Source organism: Alloyangia pacifica (assembly GCF_020524285.1).
Classification (GTDB): Bacteria; Pseudomonadota; Alphaproteobacteria; order Rhodobacterales; family Rhodobacteraceae; genus Salipiger; species Salipiger pacificus_B.
The window spans coordinates 111,492-126,462 of sequence record NZ_JAIVKX010000012.1; the positions used below are offsets into that span (position 1 = coordinate 111,492).

General features: G+C 69.6%; 14 protein-coding genes. 3 read left to right on the forward strand and 11 right to left on the reverse strand.

Going from position 1 to position 14,971, the window contains the following annotated elements; translation table 11 throughout:
• Positions 1-35: 35 nt before the first annotated feature.
• Together LC039_RS17375 and LC039_RS17380 are read right to left on the reverse strand one after the other, a co-directional pair.
• Positions 36-419, reverse strand: a complete 384-nt coding sequence (locus LC039_RS17375) for a VOC family protein (RefSeq protein WP_226626829.1) — start codon at positions 417-419, stop codon at positions 36-38.
• Positions 420-465: 46 nt separating this feature from the next.
• On the reverse strand, positions 466-1,227 hold the full coding sequence (locus LC039_RS17380; protein WP_226626831.1) for an NAD kinase: 762 nt from the start codon (positions 1,225-1,227) through the stop codon (positions 466-468).
• A 193-nt stretch (positions 1,228-1,420) separates the two neighbouring features.
• Between LC039_RS17380 and glyA the strand changes: the two genes are divergently transcribed.
• Both glyA and LC039_RS17390 read left to right on the forward strand, forming a co-directional pair.
• The gene (glyA, locus tag LC039_RS17385; protein ID WP_226626834.1) at positions 1,421-2,716 is read left to right on the forward strand and encodes a serine hydroxymethyltransferase; all 1,296 of its coding nucleotides are present in this window, start codon (positions 1,421-1,423) and stop codon (positions 2,714-2,716) included.
• Between the two features lie 235 nt (positions 2,717-2,951).
• On the forward strand, positions 2,952-4,574 hold the full coding sequence (locus LC039_RS17390; protein ID WP_226626836.1) for an MFS transporter: 1,623 nt from the start codon (positions 2,952-2,954) through the stop codon (positions 4,572-4,574).
• A 6-nt stretch (positions 4,575-4,580) separates the two neighbouring features.
• Here LC039_RS17390 and LC039_RS17395 read toward each other — a convergent pair whose 3' ends face one another.
• Positions 4,581-6,197, reverse strand: coding sequence for a mechanosensitive ion channel family protein (locus tag LC039_RS17395; protein ID WP_226626839.1), 1,617 nt, complete (start codon positions 6,195-6,197; stop codon positions 4,581-4,583).
• A 232-nt stretch (positions 6,198-6,429) separates the two neighbouring features.
• On the reverse strand, positions 6,430-7,083 hold the full coding sequence (locus LC039_RS17400; RefSeq protein WP_226626841.1) for a peroxiredoxin: 654 nt from the start codon (positions 7,081-7,083) through the stop codon (positions 6,430-6,432).
• Between the two features lie 168 nt (positions 7,084-7,251).
• Here LC039_RS17400 and LC039_RS17405 point away from each other — a divergent pair, with 168 nt between their 5' ends.
• On the forward strand, positions 7,252-8,691 hold the full coding sequence (locus LC039_RS17405; protein WP_226626842.1) for an aldehyde dehydrogenase family protein: 1,440 nt from the start codon (positions 7,252-7,254) through the stop codon (positions 8,689-8,691).
• Positions 8,692-8,798: 107 nt separating this feature from the next.
• Here the strand turns inward: LC039_RS17405 and lpxK are convergent, their stop codons facing one another.
• The 7 genes from lpxK to rbfA form a co-directional block, all read right to left on the reverse strand.
• On the reverse strand, positions 8,799-9,785 hold the full coding sequence (gene lpxK / locus LC039_RS17410) for a tetraacyldisaccharide 4'-kinase (protein ID WP_226626844.1): 987 nt from the start codon (positions 9,783-9,785) through the stop codon (positions 8,799-8,801).
• Positions 9,785-10,993 carry a 3-deoxy-D-manno-octulosonic acid transferase gene (locus tag LC039_RS17415; protein ID WP_226626845.1) on the reverse strand — a complete coding sequence of 403 codons (1,209 nt, stop codon included), beginning with the start codon at positions 10,991-10,993 and terminating at the stop codon, positions 9,785-9,787. Before LC039_RS17415 ends, lpxK begins: the two co-directional genes overlap by 1 nt.
• Before the next feature lie 5 nt (positions 10,994-10,998).
• Positions 10,999-11,241 (reverse strand): DUF4170 domain-containing protein, encoded by a 243-nt coding sequence (locus tag LC039_RS17420; protein ID WP_066108458.1) that lies wholly within the window; start codon positions 11,239-11,241, stop codon positions 10,999-11,001.
• Between the two features lie 147 nt (positions 11,242-11,388).
• On the reverse strand, positions 11,389-12,183 hold the full coding sequence (locus LC039_RS17425) for an inositol monophosphatase family protein (RefSeq protein ID WP_226626847.1): 795 nt from the start codon (positions 12,181-12,183) through the stop codon (positions 11,389-11,391).
• The gene (locus LC039_RS17430) at positions 12,170-13,543 is read right to left on the reverse strand and encodes a TldD/PmbA family protein (RefSeq protein ID WP_226626849.1); all 1,374 of its coding nucleotides are present in this window, start codon (positions 13,541-13,543) and stop codon (positions 12,170-12,172) included. The genes LC039_RS17425 and LC039_RS17430 overlap by 14 nt, the downstream gene beginning before the upstream one ends.
• A gap of 118 nt (positions 13,544-13,661) precedes the next feature.
• Positions 13,662-14,417, reverse strand: coding sequence for a phosphodiester glycosidase family protein (locus LC039_RS17435; RefSeq protein WP_226626994.1), 756 nt, complete (start codon positions 14,415-14,417; stop codon positions 13,662-13,664).
• 2 nt (positions 14,418-14,419) lie between these two features.
• On the reverse strand, positions 14,420-14,842 hold the full coding sequence (gene rbfA, locus LC039_RS17440; protein ID WP_226626851.1) for a 30S ribosome-binding factor RbfA: 423 nt from the start codon (positions 14,840-14,842) through the stop codon (positions 14,420-14,422).
• Positions 14,843-14,971 lie beyond the last annotated feature (129 nt).

Genomic DNA, 14,971 nt, shown 5'->3' on the forward strand with positions numbered 1-14,971 from the left:
CAGAGGCGAGGCGCCGTGACCTCGCGGCGCGGAAATCAGATCTCGTAAAGCTCCAGCGGCAGCCCGTCGGGATCGGCGAAGAAGGTGAAGCGTTTGCCGGTCAGCGGGTCGATCCGCACCGGCTCGACCTCGACGCCTGCAGCCTCGAGCCAGAGCACAGCCTCGGCCATGTCGGCGACGCGAAAGGCGAGATGCCGCAGCCCCTTCGCCTCGGGGCGCGAAGGCCGCTCGGGCGGGTCGGGGAAACTGAAAAGCTCCAGCTGCCCGCCTCCGGGCACGGCAAGATCGAGCTTCCAGCTGTCGCGTTCGGCGCGGTGGGTCTCGGCAATCACCTCCAGCCCGAGCAGATCGACGTAGAAGGCACGGCTGCGGGCGTAATCGCCGCAGATCAGCGCCACGTGATGCAGGCCCTGGAGCATCGGCTGTTCCTTCCTGTTGCTGCCTGTCCCGAGCCGCGGCCGGGGATCAGACGAACTGCTCGCGGATCAGCCGCTCTTCCAGGCCGTGGCCCGGGTCGAACATCACCCGGTGCGCCACGTCGGGGGCCGAGCGAATGTCGACCCGCACCACCTCGCGCACCGACTGGCTGTCGGCCTCGGCCATCACCGGGCGCTTCTCGTGCTCGAGCACCTCGAAGCTCACCTCGGCAGCCTTGGGCAGCAAGGCGCCGCGCCAGCGCCGCGGGCGGAAGGCCGCGACCGCGGTCAGCGCCAGAACCTCGGAGCCGATGGGCAGGATCGGCCCGTGCGCGGAGTAGTTGTAGGCGGTCGAGCCGGCCGGCGTGGCCAGCAGCGCGCCGTCGCAGACCAGCTCGGGCAGGCGCAACTTGCCATCGACGTGGATCGCCAGCCGCGCCGCTTGCGGGCCGGTGCGCAGCAAGGAGACCTCGTTGATCGCCAAAGCCTCGTGCACCTTGCCATCGACGGTGGTGGCCGACATCGACAGCGGGTTGATCACGGCCTCCTCGGCCTCTTCCAGTCGCTCCTCGAGCCGGTGCTCGGAATAGGCGTTCATCAGGAATCCGACCGTGCCGCGGTTCATGCCGTAGACCGGCACGTTCAACTCCTGCGTGCGGTGCAGGGTCTGCAACATGAACCCGTCGCCCCCCAGCGCCACGATCACGTCGGCGCCGCGCTCGGCGTGATCGCCGTAGCGGCGCGTCAGGGCGGCATGGGCCGCCTGGGCGATCGGCGCGCGCGAGGCGCAGAAGGCTATTCTCAGAGACATGGGTCCGGGGTCTTTCTGGCTGTCGCGCGGTTTCCGGTCGCGTCCGGGATGTTCCGAAACAATCACAAGTTTTCCTGCGCCGCCAGAGACGCCGGTACAGAAACACAAGCTGTCGCATTGGCGTCTTTGCGTTGGCCGCGGTTTCCTTTACTCAGGCCGCGGAACTCGAATCCTTGACACCCGGAGACTGCCCATGACCGCCGCGCCCAGCGACACCGGCTTTTTCACCGAAGAGCTTTCCTCCCGCGATCCCGAACTCTTCGCGTCCATCACCGGCGAGCTCGGCCGCCAGCGCGACGAGATCGAGCTGATCGCCTCCGAGAACATCGTCTCCCGCGCCGTGATGCAGGCGCAGGGCTCGGTGCTCACCAACAAATATGCCGAAGGCTACCCGGGCAAGCGCTACTACGGCGGCTGTGACTGGGTCGACGTAGCCGAGAATCTCGCCATCGACCGCGCCAAGGCGCTCTTCGGCTGCGAATTCGCCAACGTGCAGCCGAACTCCGGCTCGCAGGCCAACCAGGGCGTCTACCAGGCGCTGATCCAGCCCGGCGACACCATCCTCGGCATGAGCCTCGACGCCGGCGGTCACCTGACCCACGGCGCCAAGCCCAACCAGTCGGGCAAATGGTTCAACGCCATCCAGTACGGCGTGCGCAAGCAGGACAACCTGCTGGACTACGATCAGGTGCAGGAGCTGGCCAACGAGCACAAGCCCAAGCTGATCGTCGCCGGCGGCTCGGCCATCCCGCGCCAGATCGATTTCGCCAAGATGCGCGAGATCGCCGACAGCGTCGGTGCCTACCTGATGGTCGACATGGCGCACTTCGCGGGCCTCGTGGCCGGTGGCGCGCATCCCTCGCCCTTCCCGCACGCGCATGTGGCCACCACCACCACGCACAAGACCCTGCGCGGCCCGCGCGGCGGCATGATCCTGACCAACGACGAGACCATCGCAAAGAAGGTCAACTCGGCGATCTTCCCCGGCATCCAGGGCGGCCCGCTGATGCACGTGATCGCCGGCAAGGCCGTGGCCTTCGGCGAGGCGCTGCGCCCCGAGTTCAAGGACTACGCCAAGCAGGTCATCGCCAACGCGCAGGCGCTGTCGGACCAGCTGATCAAGGGTGGCCTCGACACGGTGACCCACGGCACCGACACCCACGTGGTGCTGGTCGACCTGCGCCCCAAGGGCGTGAAGGGCAACGCCACCGAGAAGGCCCTGGGTCGCGCGCATATCACCTGCAACAAGAACGGCGTGCCGTTCGACCCGGAAAAGCCGACCGTGACCTCGGGCATCCGCCTGGGCTCGCCCGCCGGCACCACCCGCGGCTTCGGCGAGGCGGAGTTCCGCAAGATCGCCGACTGGATCATCGAGGTGGTCGACGGTCTCGCAGCCAATGGTGAAGAGGGCAACGCCGAGGTCGAGGCCAAGGTGAAGGGCGAAGTCGAGGCGTTCCTCAAGGGCTTCCCGATCTACCCGACGCTCTGAGCTTCGCTTCGGTGCGAGATTGAGGGGGCGGGCCGCAAGGCCCGCCCTTTTCTATTGTGCACCGCAGTCCGTCGGCCCGGCTCATGCTGCACTGCGTGGCACGCTCGGCAAATACATGCGCCCGGCATCTATTTTTCCGCCGCCCCCTTGGCGACACCGCAAAAACCCGCTCTACCTTGGCGGCAGGCCCGTATACCTGTCGCTCCCCCGGGCCGGCGACCAGCCCCCGAGCCTCATGCCCACCAAATCCGCGTCGCCCCTCACCGTCCTGCGCATTCCGGCCTTCCGGGCGCGCTGGACCGCCTCCATGGCCTCGAATCTCGGCACGCTGGTGCAGTCGGTCGGCGCGGGCTGGATGATGACGCAGATCTCCGACAGCGACGCGATGGTGGCGCTGGTGCAGGCCGGGGTGACGGTGCCGACCATGCTGTTCGCGGTCTTTGCCGGGACGCTGGCGGACAACTTCGACCGCCGCCGGGTGATGATCGGCGCGCAGCTCTTCATGATGGCCTCGGCCTCGCTGCTCTGCGCGCTGGCCTGGTTCGACCTGCTGACGCCCTGGCTGCTGCTCGTGCTGACCTTCCTGATCGGCACCGGCTCGACCTTCTTCAACCCGTCGTGGCAGGCCTCGCTCGGGGATATCGTGCCGCGCACGGATCTGCCCTCGGCGGTGACGCTCAACTCCATGGCGTTCAACGCCATGCGCTCGATCGGCCCGGCGATCGGCGGCATCATCGTCGCGGCGGCCGGGGCCGCGGCGGCCTTCGCGCTCAACGCGGTCAGCTACCTGCCGATGATCGCCGTGCTCTGGCGCTGGAAGTCGCCCCCGCCGGACAGCAAGCTGCCGCCCGAACCGATGCGCTTCGCGGTGGGCTCGGGGCTGCGCTACGTGGCGATGTCGCCCAACCTGATGAACGTCATGGCCCGCGCCTTCCTGTTCGGCTTCGGCTCGGTGGCGGTGCTGTCGCTGCTGCCGCTGATCGCGCATGAGCGGCTCGGCGGGGACGCCTCGACCTTCGGCATCATGCTGGGCTGCTTCGGCGTCGGCGCGGTGATCGGCGCGCTCAACAACGCGCGGCTGCGCGACCATTTCGACAACGAACATCTCGTGCGCTTTGCCGCCGCCGCCGCGACGATCGGCACGGCGATCCTGGCGGTGGCCCCGACGCTCTGGGCCTGCCTGCCGGCGCTGATGCTCAACGGCATGGCCTGGACGGTCGCCCTGTCGCTGCTCAATGTGACGGTGCAGCTCTCGACCCCGCGCTGGGTGGTGGGCCGGGCGATCGCGCTTTACCAGTCGGCCAGCTTCGGCGGCATGGCGGCGGGCAGCTGGGTCTGGGGCTCGGTCTCCGACGGCTGGGGGCTCGGTACGGCGCTGGCGGGGGCGGCGGGCCTGCTGGCGGTGGCGGCGCTGGTCGGCCTGAAGATGCCGTTGCCCGAGTACAGCGATCTGGATCTCTCGCCGCTCGATTTGTTCAAGGAGCCGGCCCTGCAACTCGACCTGAAGATGCGCAGCGGCCCCATCGTGGCGGTGACGCAGTTCGAGATCGATCCGGACGATGTGCCGGAGTTCCTCGCGATCATGGCCGAGCGGCGGCGGGTGCGGATCCGCGACGGGGCGCAGAACTGGGTGCTGATGCGCGATCTGGAGGATCCGCGCATCTGGGAAGAGACCTACCACGTGCCCACCTGGGTCGAGTACATCCGCCACAACACCCGCCGCACGAAGGCCGACGGCGGCACCTTCGAGCGGCTGATGGCCCTGCACCGGGGTCCGGAGCGCCCGCACACCCGGCGGATGATCGAGCGCCAGTCGATCCCCCGCCGCAGGGGCGGGGTCTACGACTTCAACCTCTGAGCCGGCTCAGGTGTTGTCCGAGTCCTCGTCGTAGCCCTCGTCGCCGCGGCGGAAGGAGGTCACCCGGTCCTCGCGCGCGTAGTAGGGCTCTCCCTCCTCGGGCGTGGGATCGGCGGACGTGTCTACCCCTGCTTTGGCCGCCTCGCCCTTGCCCGGATCGCCGAAGGGCAGGGCGGCCGGCGCGGCCATGTGCACGTGCATATCGGTCTGCGGGAAGGGGATCGAGATGCCCTCGCGGTCGAAGGCTTCCTTCACCTGGCGCGTGAGATCCCAGTAGACCGTCCAGTAGTCGTCGACCTTGGTCCAGGGGCGGCAGATGAAGTCCACCGAGCTCGCCCCCAGTGCATTGACCCGCACCACCGGCGCCGGATCGTCGAGGATCAGCGGGTGCTCGGACACGACTTTCTCGAGCACCTCCTGCGCCTTTTCGATGGAATCGCCGTAGCCGATGCCGAAGGTCAGATCGACGCGGCGGGTGTCGCTGGCGGTGACATTGGTGATGACGTCGCCCCAGACCTTGGAGTTCGGGATGACGATCACCTGGTTGTCGGGGGTGACCACGGTGGTCGAGACGATCGACACGGATTGCACCGTGCCGCCGGTGCCCGCCACGGTGACGTAATCGCCCTCGTCGAAGGGGCGGTTGATCATGATCATCAGCCCGGCGGCAAGGTTGCCCAGCGTGTCCTGCATGGCAAAGGCGATGATGAAGGAAGCGCCGCCGACCAGGGCGAAGAGCGGTGTCACGTCGATCCCCAGCGCGCTCAGAACGATCATCAGCCCGAAGGCGATGGTCAGCCAGTAGATCACCATGACGATGAAGGCCTGCAGCAGCTTCGACAGATCCGGCACCCGCGACAGCCCGCGACGCGCCACGCCGCGCACCGCGCGGGCGATGATCAGGAGAGCCAGCAGCGAGCCGACGATGACCGCCACGCGCAGCGCCAGCCGCAGGCCGCCGTCTTCATCGGTAGCCCAGTTCGCCGCCTGTGCGAGCAGGGTGCGCCAATCGGCGCGCTGGGTCTCGTCCACGTGGATCGCGCCGCGGTAGGCGCGGTAACCGGCGACCTCGGCGGCGTCGCCGCCCTTGGCCTCGAGCCCGTCGACCACGGTCGAGAGGTTCTCGAAGGCGTTGTTGCGCAGCTCGATCAGCTGCGTCAGGCGCTCCCGCGGCACCTCTTCCTGGCCGGCATTCTCCTTGGCCAGCACGGCGAGCTGTTCCTCGACCACGGCCTTGGTCATGCCCTTGGCCATGTTCTGCCAGGCCTGCGCGAGCTGGCTCATTTCCGCGGCGGTCAGCGGCAGCGCGCGGATGGCGAGCTCTTCCGAGGGGATGGCGGGATCGGTGAGCGCCGCGATCAGCGCCTCGTCGCTCTCGGCGGGCAGCGGCGCGTCGGCGGCGCCGCGCGCGCCGATCACCTCGGGGTTCGACATGAGCGCCTGCCGGCCGCGTTCCTCGGCGCTGCCGATGGCCGCCTCGGCGGGGGTGGGCGGGCTTTCCGCCGCGCCACTGTCGGCGGGCGCCGGGGCGTCGGCGGTTTCTTGCGCGGCCAGGTCGGTGGCGGCGTGGACCATCAGGAAGACAAGGAAAACACGGAGCAATGGCAGTATCGCGCGCGGCATGCGGGCCTCGTTTAAAATAGGTTTTTCAAAGGGCTAAAGGTATTCAGATCGCTATGCCGGAAGTTTAGCAGGTTGCCCGGCGGAAGGGCACCACCCTGGGGCGAGCCTCTCGCCGTGGTACCCTCGGCGAGAGCAGGTGCAACGCGAAGCACCCCGGAGAAGAAAACACCCGCCGGAGGCCCGGCGGGTGCTGGTCAGCTGCGATGGCGGCCGCGTCGGGCCGCGGGCCGGATCACTCCGGGTTCTTGGCGAAGCGCAGGTAGGGCAGCTTGATGTCCAGCGCGCCGTATTTCTCGGCTGCCTGCTCGTTGTTGAGCGACAGGGCGACGATCACGTCCTGGCCGGTTTCCCAGTTCGCCGGGGTCGCCAGCGGCTGCTCGTAGGTACGCTGCAGCCCGTCGAGCGCGCGCAGCACCTCGGCGAAGTTGCGGCCCACCGACATCGGGTAGGTCATCATCAGCTGCACCTTCTTGTTCGGCGCGATGATGAAGACCGAACGCACGGTGGCGCTGTCGGCCGGGGTGCGTCCGTCGGGCAGGTAGGCCTCGGCAGGCAGCATGTCGAGGGCCTTGGAGACGGCGAGATCCTCGTCCGCCACGATCGGGAAGCCCGCGCCCGTGCCGGCGACGGTCTCGATGTCACCTTTCCACTTCTTGTGCTCCTCGACGCCGTCGACCGAGATGCCCATCACCTTGGTGCCGCGCTTGGCCCATTCGTCCGAAAGCTGCGCGACGGCGCCGAATTCGGTGGTGCACACCGGGGTGAAATCCTTGGGGTGCGAGAAGAGGATCGCCCAGCTGTCGCCGATCCAGTCGTGCAGGTCGTACGCGCCCTGATCGGTGGTCACATGGAGGTTCGGGAGGGTGTCGTTGATACGCAGAGCCATGGAATATCCTTTCCTGTCCGAATGATCGGCCTTGGGTCTCGCGAAATAGATACGGGCCGGAGTCACGATGTAAAGAGCTCGCTTGCGCCGGTCGCGGCACAGTGACACTGTGACGCTTGGGAGTAATTTGATCAAATTCGGACTCAGTCCAGACTTGCGGAGACTAACATGATCGAGAAGCGCCAGTTCTACATCGACGGCCAATGGGTGGACCCGGCCGCGCCGCGCGATCACGCGGTGATCAACCCCGCCACAGAAGAGCCCTGCGCCGTCATATCGCTGGGCGACCAGGCCGACACCGATGCCGCCGTTGCCGCCGCCAAGGCCGCACTGCCGGGCTGGATGGCGACCCCGGTCGCCGAGCGCATCGGCTATGTCGAGAAGTTGCTCGAGGTCTACAAGGCGGGCGCCGAGGAGATGGCGCAGGCGATGACCCTCGAGATGGGCGCGCCGATCTCGCTGTCGCGCTCGGACCAGGTCGGGGCCGGCACCTTCCACCTCACCAACTTCATCCGCGCCGCCAAGGAATTTACCTTCGAGCATTCCCTGCGCGACGACCTTCCCGAGCACCGCATCATCCACGAGGCGGTGGGCGTCGCAGCGCTGATCACCCCGTGGAACTGGCCGATGAACCAGGTCACGCTGAAGGTCGGCGCCGCCGCGGTGGCGGGCTGCACCATGGTGCTGAAGCCCTCCGAGGAAAGCCCGCTCGACGCCATCCTCTTCGCCGAGATGATGGATGAGGCCGGCTTCCCCAAGGGCGTCTTCAACCTCGTCAACGGGGACGGCGCGGGCGTCGGCACGCAGCTGTCGTCGCACGTCGACGTGGACATGGTCAGCTTCACCGGCTCGACCCGCGCGGGCCGGGCGATCTCCAAGGCAGCCGCCGACACGCTGAAGCGCGTCCACCTCGAACTCGGCGGAAAGGGCGCCAACCTCGTCTTCGCTGATGCCGATCCAGAGGCGGTGAAACGCGGCGTGCTGCACATGATGGAAAACTCCGGCCAGAGCTGCAACGCGCCCTCGCGCATGATGGTCGAAGCGCCCTTCTACGACACGGCGGTCGAGCAGGCCGCACAGGCGGCAGCAGCGGTGAAGGTCGCCGATCCGCAGCAGGAGGGCGATCACATCGGCCCGGTGGTCAACGCGGTGCAATGGGGCAAGATCCAGGATCTCATCCAGAAGGGCATCGACGAGGGCGCGCGACTCGTGGCCGGTGGCCTTGGCCGCCCAGAGGGGCTGAACAAGGGCTTCTACGTGCGCCCCACCGTCTTTGCCGACGTCACCCCCGAGATGACCATCGCCCGCGAGGAGATCTTCGGGCCGGTGCTCTCGGTGATGAAGTTCGACACCGAGGAAGAGGCGGTGCGAGTCGCCAATGACACGCCTTACGGGCTGACCAACTACGTGCAGAGCACAGATCCGGCGCGAGTCAACCGGCTGACCCGGCAGCTGCGCTCGGGCATGGTGCAGAACAATGGCACCGGCCGCGCCGCGGGCGCGCCTTTCGGGGGCATGAAGCAGTCGGGCAATGGCCGCGAGGGTGGAACCTTCGGCATCCTCGACTTCCTCGAGGTGAAGTCGGTCAGCGGCTGGGCCGCCGAATAAGGCGTTTATCTTTCCGACAATACTCTCGGCGCGGCGCCTTCACGGGCGCCGCGTTCGCGTTTGGCGCAGGCTGTTTCCGGCGGGGGACTCTGAGGGAAAGACGAAGGTCAGAGCCCCAGCGTCGTCAAAGCGCTCTCCAGCGGCGCAGGGTCCTGGAACCGCAGGCGCACCGGCAGGCTCAGCACCTTGGGGCGGAAGCTCTCGGGCAGGCGCGCGGCGTCCTTCTCGGTGGTCACCAGCTGCGCGCCCAAGATCTGCGCCTCGCGCTCCAGCCGGGTCAGCAGTGCGGCGGTGAAGGGCTGGTGATCGTCCAGCGCCTCGGCCCGGAGGATATTGGCGCCGAGCCCCTTCAGCGTGGCGAAGAACTTCTCGGGGTGGCCGATCCCGGCAAAGGCGAGGGCGGGCAGCCCGTCCCAATCCATGCCGGTCTGCAGTGGCTCCAGCGCGCCACGCAGGCGGGGCAGGGAGATCTCTCTGCCCCATTGCGCGTCGAAGCCCCGCTGCGTCTCCTCGGTGCCGATCGAGAGCAGCAAGTCGGCGCGTTCCAGCCCTACGGTCACCGGTTCGCGCAGCGGCCCGGCGGGCAGGCAGCGGCCGTTGCCGAAGCCGTAGCCGGCGTCGACCACGATGATCGAGAGATCCTTGACCAAAGCCGGGTTCTGGAACCCGTCGTCGAGGATGATGACCTTTGCCCCGGCGGCGATGGCAGCGCGGGCTCCGGCGGCGCGATCACGGGCCACCCAGACCGGGCCGAAGGCGGCGAGCAGCAACGGCTCGTCCCCCACATCTGCCGCGCTGTGCGCGCGTGGGTCGACCTGAACGGGCCCGGTCAGCCTGCCGCCATGCCCGCGCGACACCACATGCGCCCCGGCCTCGCGCAGCCGCTCGAGCAGCGCGATCACCGTGGGGGTCTTGCCGGTGCCCCCGGCGTTGATATTGCCGACGCAGATTACCGGGACTGGGACTTTCTCGCCCGGACCCGAGGCGATGCGCCGCGCTGTGGCGCGGGCGGCGAGCGCGCCGAGCGGCGCGAGCAGGCGGGCCTGCCAGGCGGGAGCATCGGGGCTGGTCTGCCAGAAGCCGGGCGCGCGCATCAGGCGGTCTCTGCCTCGTCGAGCCAGCCGCAGGCCAGCGCGATCATCTCGTCGGTCAGCTCGGCGCCCTGGGTGGTCACGTCCCAGCCCGCATGCGCCATGGCGGCGGCGCGGTCGGGAGCGACGAGCTGGCTGAGCGCCCCGGCAAGCGAGTCGAAATCGCGCACGATGCGCGCCGCCCCGGCCTCGGCCAGCCGGGAATAGGCGGGCAGGTGGCGCCCGACGTTGGGCCCGTAGAGCAGCGCGATGCCATGGGCGGCGGCCTCCATGGGATCCTCGCCGCCGTGGCCGTTGATCAGCGAGCCGCCGAGGAAGGCCACCGGCGCCAGCCGGTACCAGAGCCCGAGCTCCGAGGCGTCCTCGGTGACCAGAACCTGGGTGTTCTCGTCGGGCATCTCGCCGGCCTCCCAGGCGCAGAGCCGCAGGCCCGAGTCGCGGGCGACCTCGGCCACCGCGGGGGCGAGGTCAAAGGTGGCGGGCACGAGGACCAGCATCAGGCGGTGGGCGAGCCGCACGGCGCGCTTGTGGGCGTGCAGCACCTCCTCGGCCTCCTGCGCGCTGCGCAGCTTCGCCGCGAGCCAGATCGGCCGCCCGGTGAGCACCCCGGACATCTCCTCGTAGAGCTTGGTGTTGCACTCGAGCGGCGGCGCGCTGTCGGTGAGCGGGCCGAGCGTCGGCATGGTGCTGTCCTCGACACCGGCGCGGCGCAGCCGGCGGCGGGCGGCCTCGTCCACCGGGCAGATGCGGTCGAAGAACTGCAGCGTGGCGGCGGAGGGATCAGGCACCCAGTTCGGCGCGGGGCTGGTCCAGGGCGCATCGCGCGCGTCGAGCAGAACCAGCCGCGTGCCGGCCTCGTGCAGCTTCTGCAGCAGCGCCGGGCGCAGCTCCTGGCCGGTCCAGAAGCCCACCTGCGGGCGCCAATGCTCGAGAAAGGCGGCGATCTCGGCCGGGCTTTCCCCGGGCAGGTCGGCGCGCAGCGCGCCCTCCGGGGGATGGTCCGACTCGCCGGTTACCAGCAGCGTCAGTTCGGGACGCTGGATCTTCATCCGCGTGGCGAGCGCGGAGAGCGCCTGCCCGGAGCCGGGGCCACCGGCGTGCAGCCAGAGCAGCGGCCCGTCGGGCCGGGTCGGGGGCGTCGCGAGCGGCGCCGCCCCCCGGCCGCGCGCATAGGCCAGGTAGGCCGAAAGGGAGAACGGCCTGCGCGCCACGGGTGTCAGCCGAGTTCTTCGGTCGGGGAGACCTCGGTTTCCTCGTCCCGCAGGCGGTGGATGTGGGCGATGAAGTAGCGCATGTGGGCGTTGTCCACGGTGCGCTGCGCTTCGGCCTTCCAGGCGTCATAGGCGGAGGCGTAATCGGGGTACATGCCGACGATGTGGATGTCGTTCACGTCCTTGAAGACGGACTTCTCGGGGGTGACAAGCTCGCCGCCGAAGACGAGGTGGAGACGTTGAGGCATGGGGGGTCCTTTCCCGTACAGACGCGGGCAACCTACTTTCTGCACCCGCAGCGTCAAGATTCTACCGCGGGTCAGCGTTACGCCGCCGGATCACCTGTTCGGCATTCGGGCCGGTCGGCGACGGGGGCAGGTGCGATGGGGCGAGCCTCAGGGGGCAAGCGTCAGCCGCCCCATGATGTCGCCGTGCAGCGCCGGGTTGGCGGCGACGACGCCGGGATGTTGCGGGTGGCGCGCGTTGAACCGCAGCGGGCGTCCCAGCCGGTCGGTGACCCTGGCCCCGGCCTCCTGCAGCAGCAGCGTGCCCGCGGCGATGTCCCACTCCCAGGTCGGACGGAAGGTCAGCATGGCATCGAAGCGCCCCTCGGCCACCAGCCCCAGGCGATAGGCGAGCGAGGGCCGGTGCGCGCGGCGGATCGGCGGCAGCGGCACGCGCCAGTAGGGGCTGTCGATCACCGGGCGCGGCGCCAGCACCTCGGCCTCTTCCAGCGTGCCGGTGGCGGTCGCGCGCAGCGGCACGCCGTTCAACACCGCGCCCTGGCCCAGGGCGGCGCTGTAGAGCAGGTCGCGTTTCGGCAGGTAGACGGCAGCGGCGGTGACCACGCCGTTCTCGGCCACGGCCAGCGAATGTGCCCAGGTGTCCTCGCCGGCGATGAAGGAGCGCGTGCCGTCGATCGGATCGACGATGAACACCCGCTCGGCGGCGCGGCGCTCGGCATTGTCGACGCTTTCCTCCGAAAGCCAGCCATAGTCCGGCTGCGCGCCGCGCAGCAGCGCTTCGAGCCGGGCATTGACCGCGAGGTCCGCGGCGGTCACGGGGCTGCCGTCGGCGGCCTTGTAGCGCACGTCGAGCGCATCCCCGGAAAAGGAGAGCGCCACCGCGCCCGCCTCGCGCGCCGCGCGCTCGAGCAGAGCGCGGTCGGCGGCGTGATCACTCGCCGGCAAGCGTGAGCCCCTCGACCAGCAGCGAGGGCACCACCCGCGACAGCCAGGGCCGCGCGTCGTTCGAGGGCACCATGGAACGCAGCATCTGCCGCAGGTTGCCGGCGATGGTGACGCCCGACACCGGGTAGGCGATCTCGCCGTTCTCCACCCACCAGCCAGCGGCGCCGCGCGAGTAGTCGCCGGTATTGGGGTTGATCGTCGCGCCGATCATCGAGGTGACCACGAGTCCGCGGCCCATCTCGGCGATCAGCTCCTCCGGCGACTTGTCGCCCTGCGTCAGCTCGAGGTTCCAGACCGTCGGCGACGGGCCCGAGGAGGTGCCGCGCGCGGCGTTGCCGGTGGGCGCCATGCCAAGCTTGCGGGCGTTGGCGAGATCGAGCGTCCAGCCCTTCAGCACCCCGTCCTCGACCAGCGCACGGCGGCGGGTCGGCAGGCCCTCGGCATCGAAGGGGCGCGAGCCCGAGATGCGCGGCCGGTGCGGATCCTCGATCAGCGAGATCCCGTCCGGCAGCACCGGCTCGCCGAGCGCATCGCGCAGCCACGATCCGCCGCGCGCCACCGCGGCGCCATTGGCCGCGGCAACGAGATGGCCGATCAGCGAGGAGGCGATGCGCTCGTCGAAGAGCACCGGGTAGGCGCCGGTCTTGGGTTTGCGCGGGTTCAGCCGGTCGAGCGCTCGGGTCGCGGCGCGGTGGCCGATCTCGGCGGGGCTGCGCAGGTCCGACTGGAAGGTGCGGCTGTCGCCGTCGTAGTCGCGCTCCATCCCCAGCCCGCTGCCGGCGATGGCCACGCAGGAGGTCGAGCGGGCGGTGCGGGCGTAGCCGCCGGCAAAGCCGTTGCTGGCCGCCAGGAACACCCGCTGCGCGTCGTAGGAGGCCGAGGCCGATTGCACCTGGCTGACGCCGTCCACGGCCAGCGCCGCCGCCTCGGCCTCCAGCGCATCGCGCTGCAGCGCGTCGGGCGCGGGGTCGGCGGCGGGATCGGCCAGTTCCAGCGCCTCGAGATCCCAGTCCGTCGCCAGCTGCGACGGATCGGCGAGCCCGGCGTAGGGATCCTCGGGCGCCTCGCGGGCCATGGCCACGGCGCGTTCGGCCATGGCGGCCAGCGTCGCGGACTTCACGTCCGAGGTAGAGACCACGGCGCTGCGCTGACCGAGCAGCACCCGCAGGCCGACGTCGATGCCCTCGGAGCGCTCGGCGTGCTCCAGCGCGCCGGCGCGCACGTCGATGCTGAGCGAGGTGCCGTCGATGGCGATGGCGTCCGCCGAGTCTGCGCCGGCCTTGCGCGCGGCCTCGAGCAGCTGCGCGGTCAGCTCCTGCAGGTCCCGGGCCGCCGGGTGGTTGCGCTCTGTGCCGTCCATGTCGCCTCCGGTATGTCGTCTGATTGATTGGGTAGGCCCCGGGGCGCTGCAAGGCAAGCTCCGGAGGCCGCTTTGGCACGCCAGCGGGCGCGGCGGGGCGCAGCGTGCCCCGCAGGGCTCACTCGACCGGAACCACCACGCCGATGAGCGGCCCGAGCGTGCGGCCGATGTCGGCCCGGCCGATCTGGGGTGCGAAGAGCCGCGAGACATTGCCGTCGAAGAACAGCGCGTTGGGCATCTTCAGCGCGTCGCGGTAAAGCGTGCCGAACTCGTAGAAGCTCACCGGCTCCTCGGAGATGGCAAAGACCAGCGTCTTGCCGTCGGCGGAGGTGCCGACCCCGTTGCGGATATAGCGCGAGGTGCTGTCGGGCAGGAAACGCGGGTGCAGCTCGCCGTCGATCACCAGCATCGGTCCCGACTGCGTGGCGTAGCGGCACACGGGCTTGCGGGTGAGGAAATCGCGGGTCTCGTAGACCTGCGCCTCGCCCTCGCCGATGCACAGGACGCCGTTGGGCAGCATGCCGAAGTTGCCGGGCCCGGGGCTGGAGATGACGCGCATCTCCTCCTCGCCGTTCTCGACGTAATGGCCGACCGGGGCGCGGTCCTCGTGGTACATGCCGGCGTTCATCGCGAAGGCGAGGGTCTCGCCCTTCTCGCGCAGCGCCGCGTCGAGGGGCGAGAAATGCCCCCAGACCGAGCCGTCGGGGGCGCGCAGGAAGGTGCGCAGATCCTCATCCGCGCTGACCGTGCAGAGCGTGTAGCGCCTGCCCTCGTGGCTGGCGCCCTCGCAGCTGACGGCCCCGGCCTGCGAGGCCAGCAGCGACGGCACCAGCGCCGCCGCGGCCAGCGACAGCGCGGTCAGAACGGCGCGCAGGCTCACGCGTCGTCGTCCTCGCCCGCGTCCTGCCCCTCGACGTCGCGGCGCACCGCCTCCTGCGAGAAGATGCGGCGGGTCTCGTCGAGCCGGTCGAAGGTCTCGTCGAGGCGGAAGCGCAGGTCCGGCGCGTATTTCAGCGTCAGCTCCTTCGAGACCGCGCGGCGCAACTCGGACTTGTTGCGCTCGAGCAGCTCGAACATATTGCCTTCCTGCTTGCCGCCGAGCGGCACCACATAGGCGGTTGCGACCTTGAGATCGGGCGACACCCGGACCTCGCCGACGGTGATCGAGAGCCGGTTCAGCTCGGGGTCGTGCACGTCGCCGCGGTTGAGCACGTCCGCCAGGGTGCGGCGAATGAGTTCGCCGACACGGAGCTGCCTCTGGCTGGGGCCGGAGCCCTCGTGGAATCTGTTCTTTGCCATGGCGCAGACATAGGCGCCTTGCAGGGGTTTGCCAAGAACGCGAACGCATAGCGTCGGGGGCTTTGGGCACTTCGGGCGGGGCGGCGCCGACATCGCCTTTGCCATCGCGCCGCCGCCGGAGTATGCCCT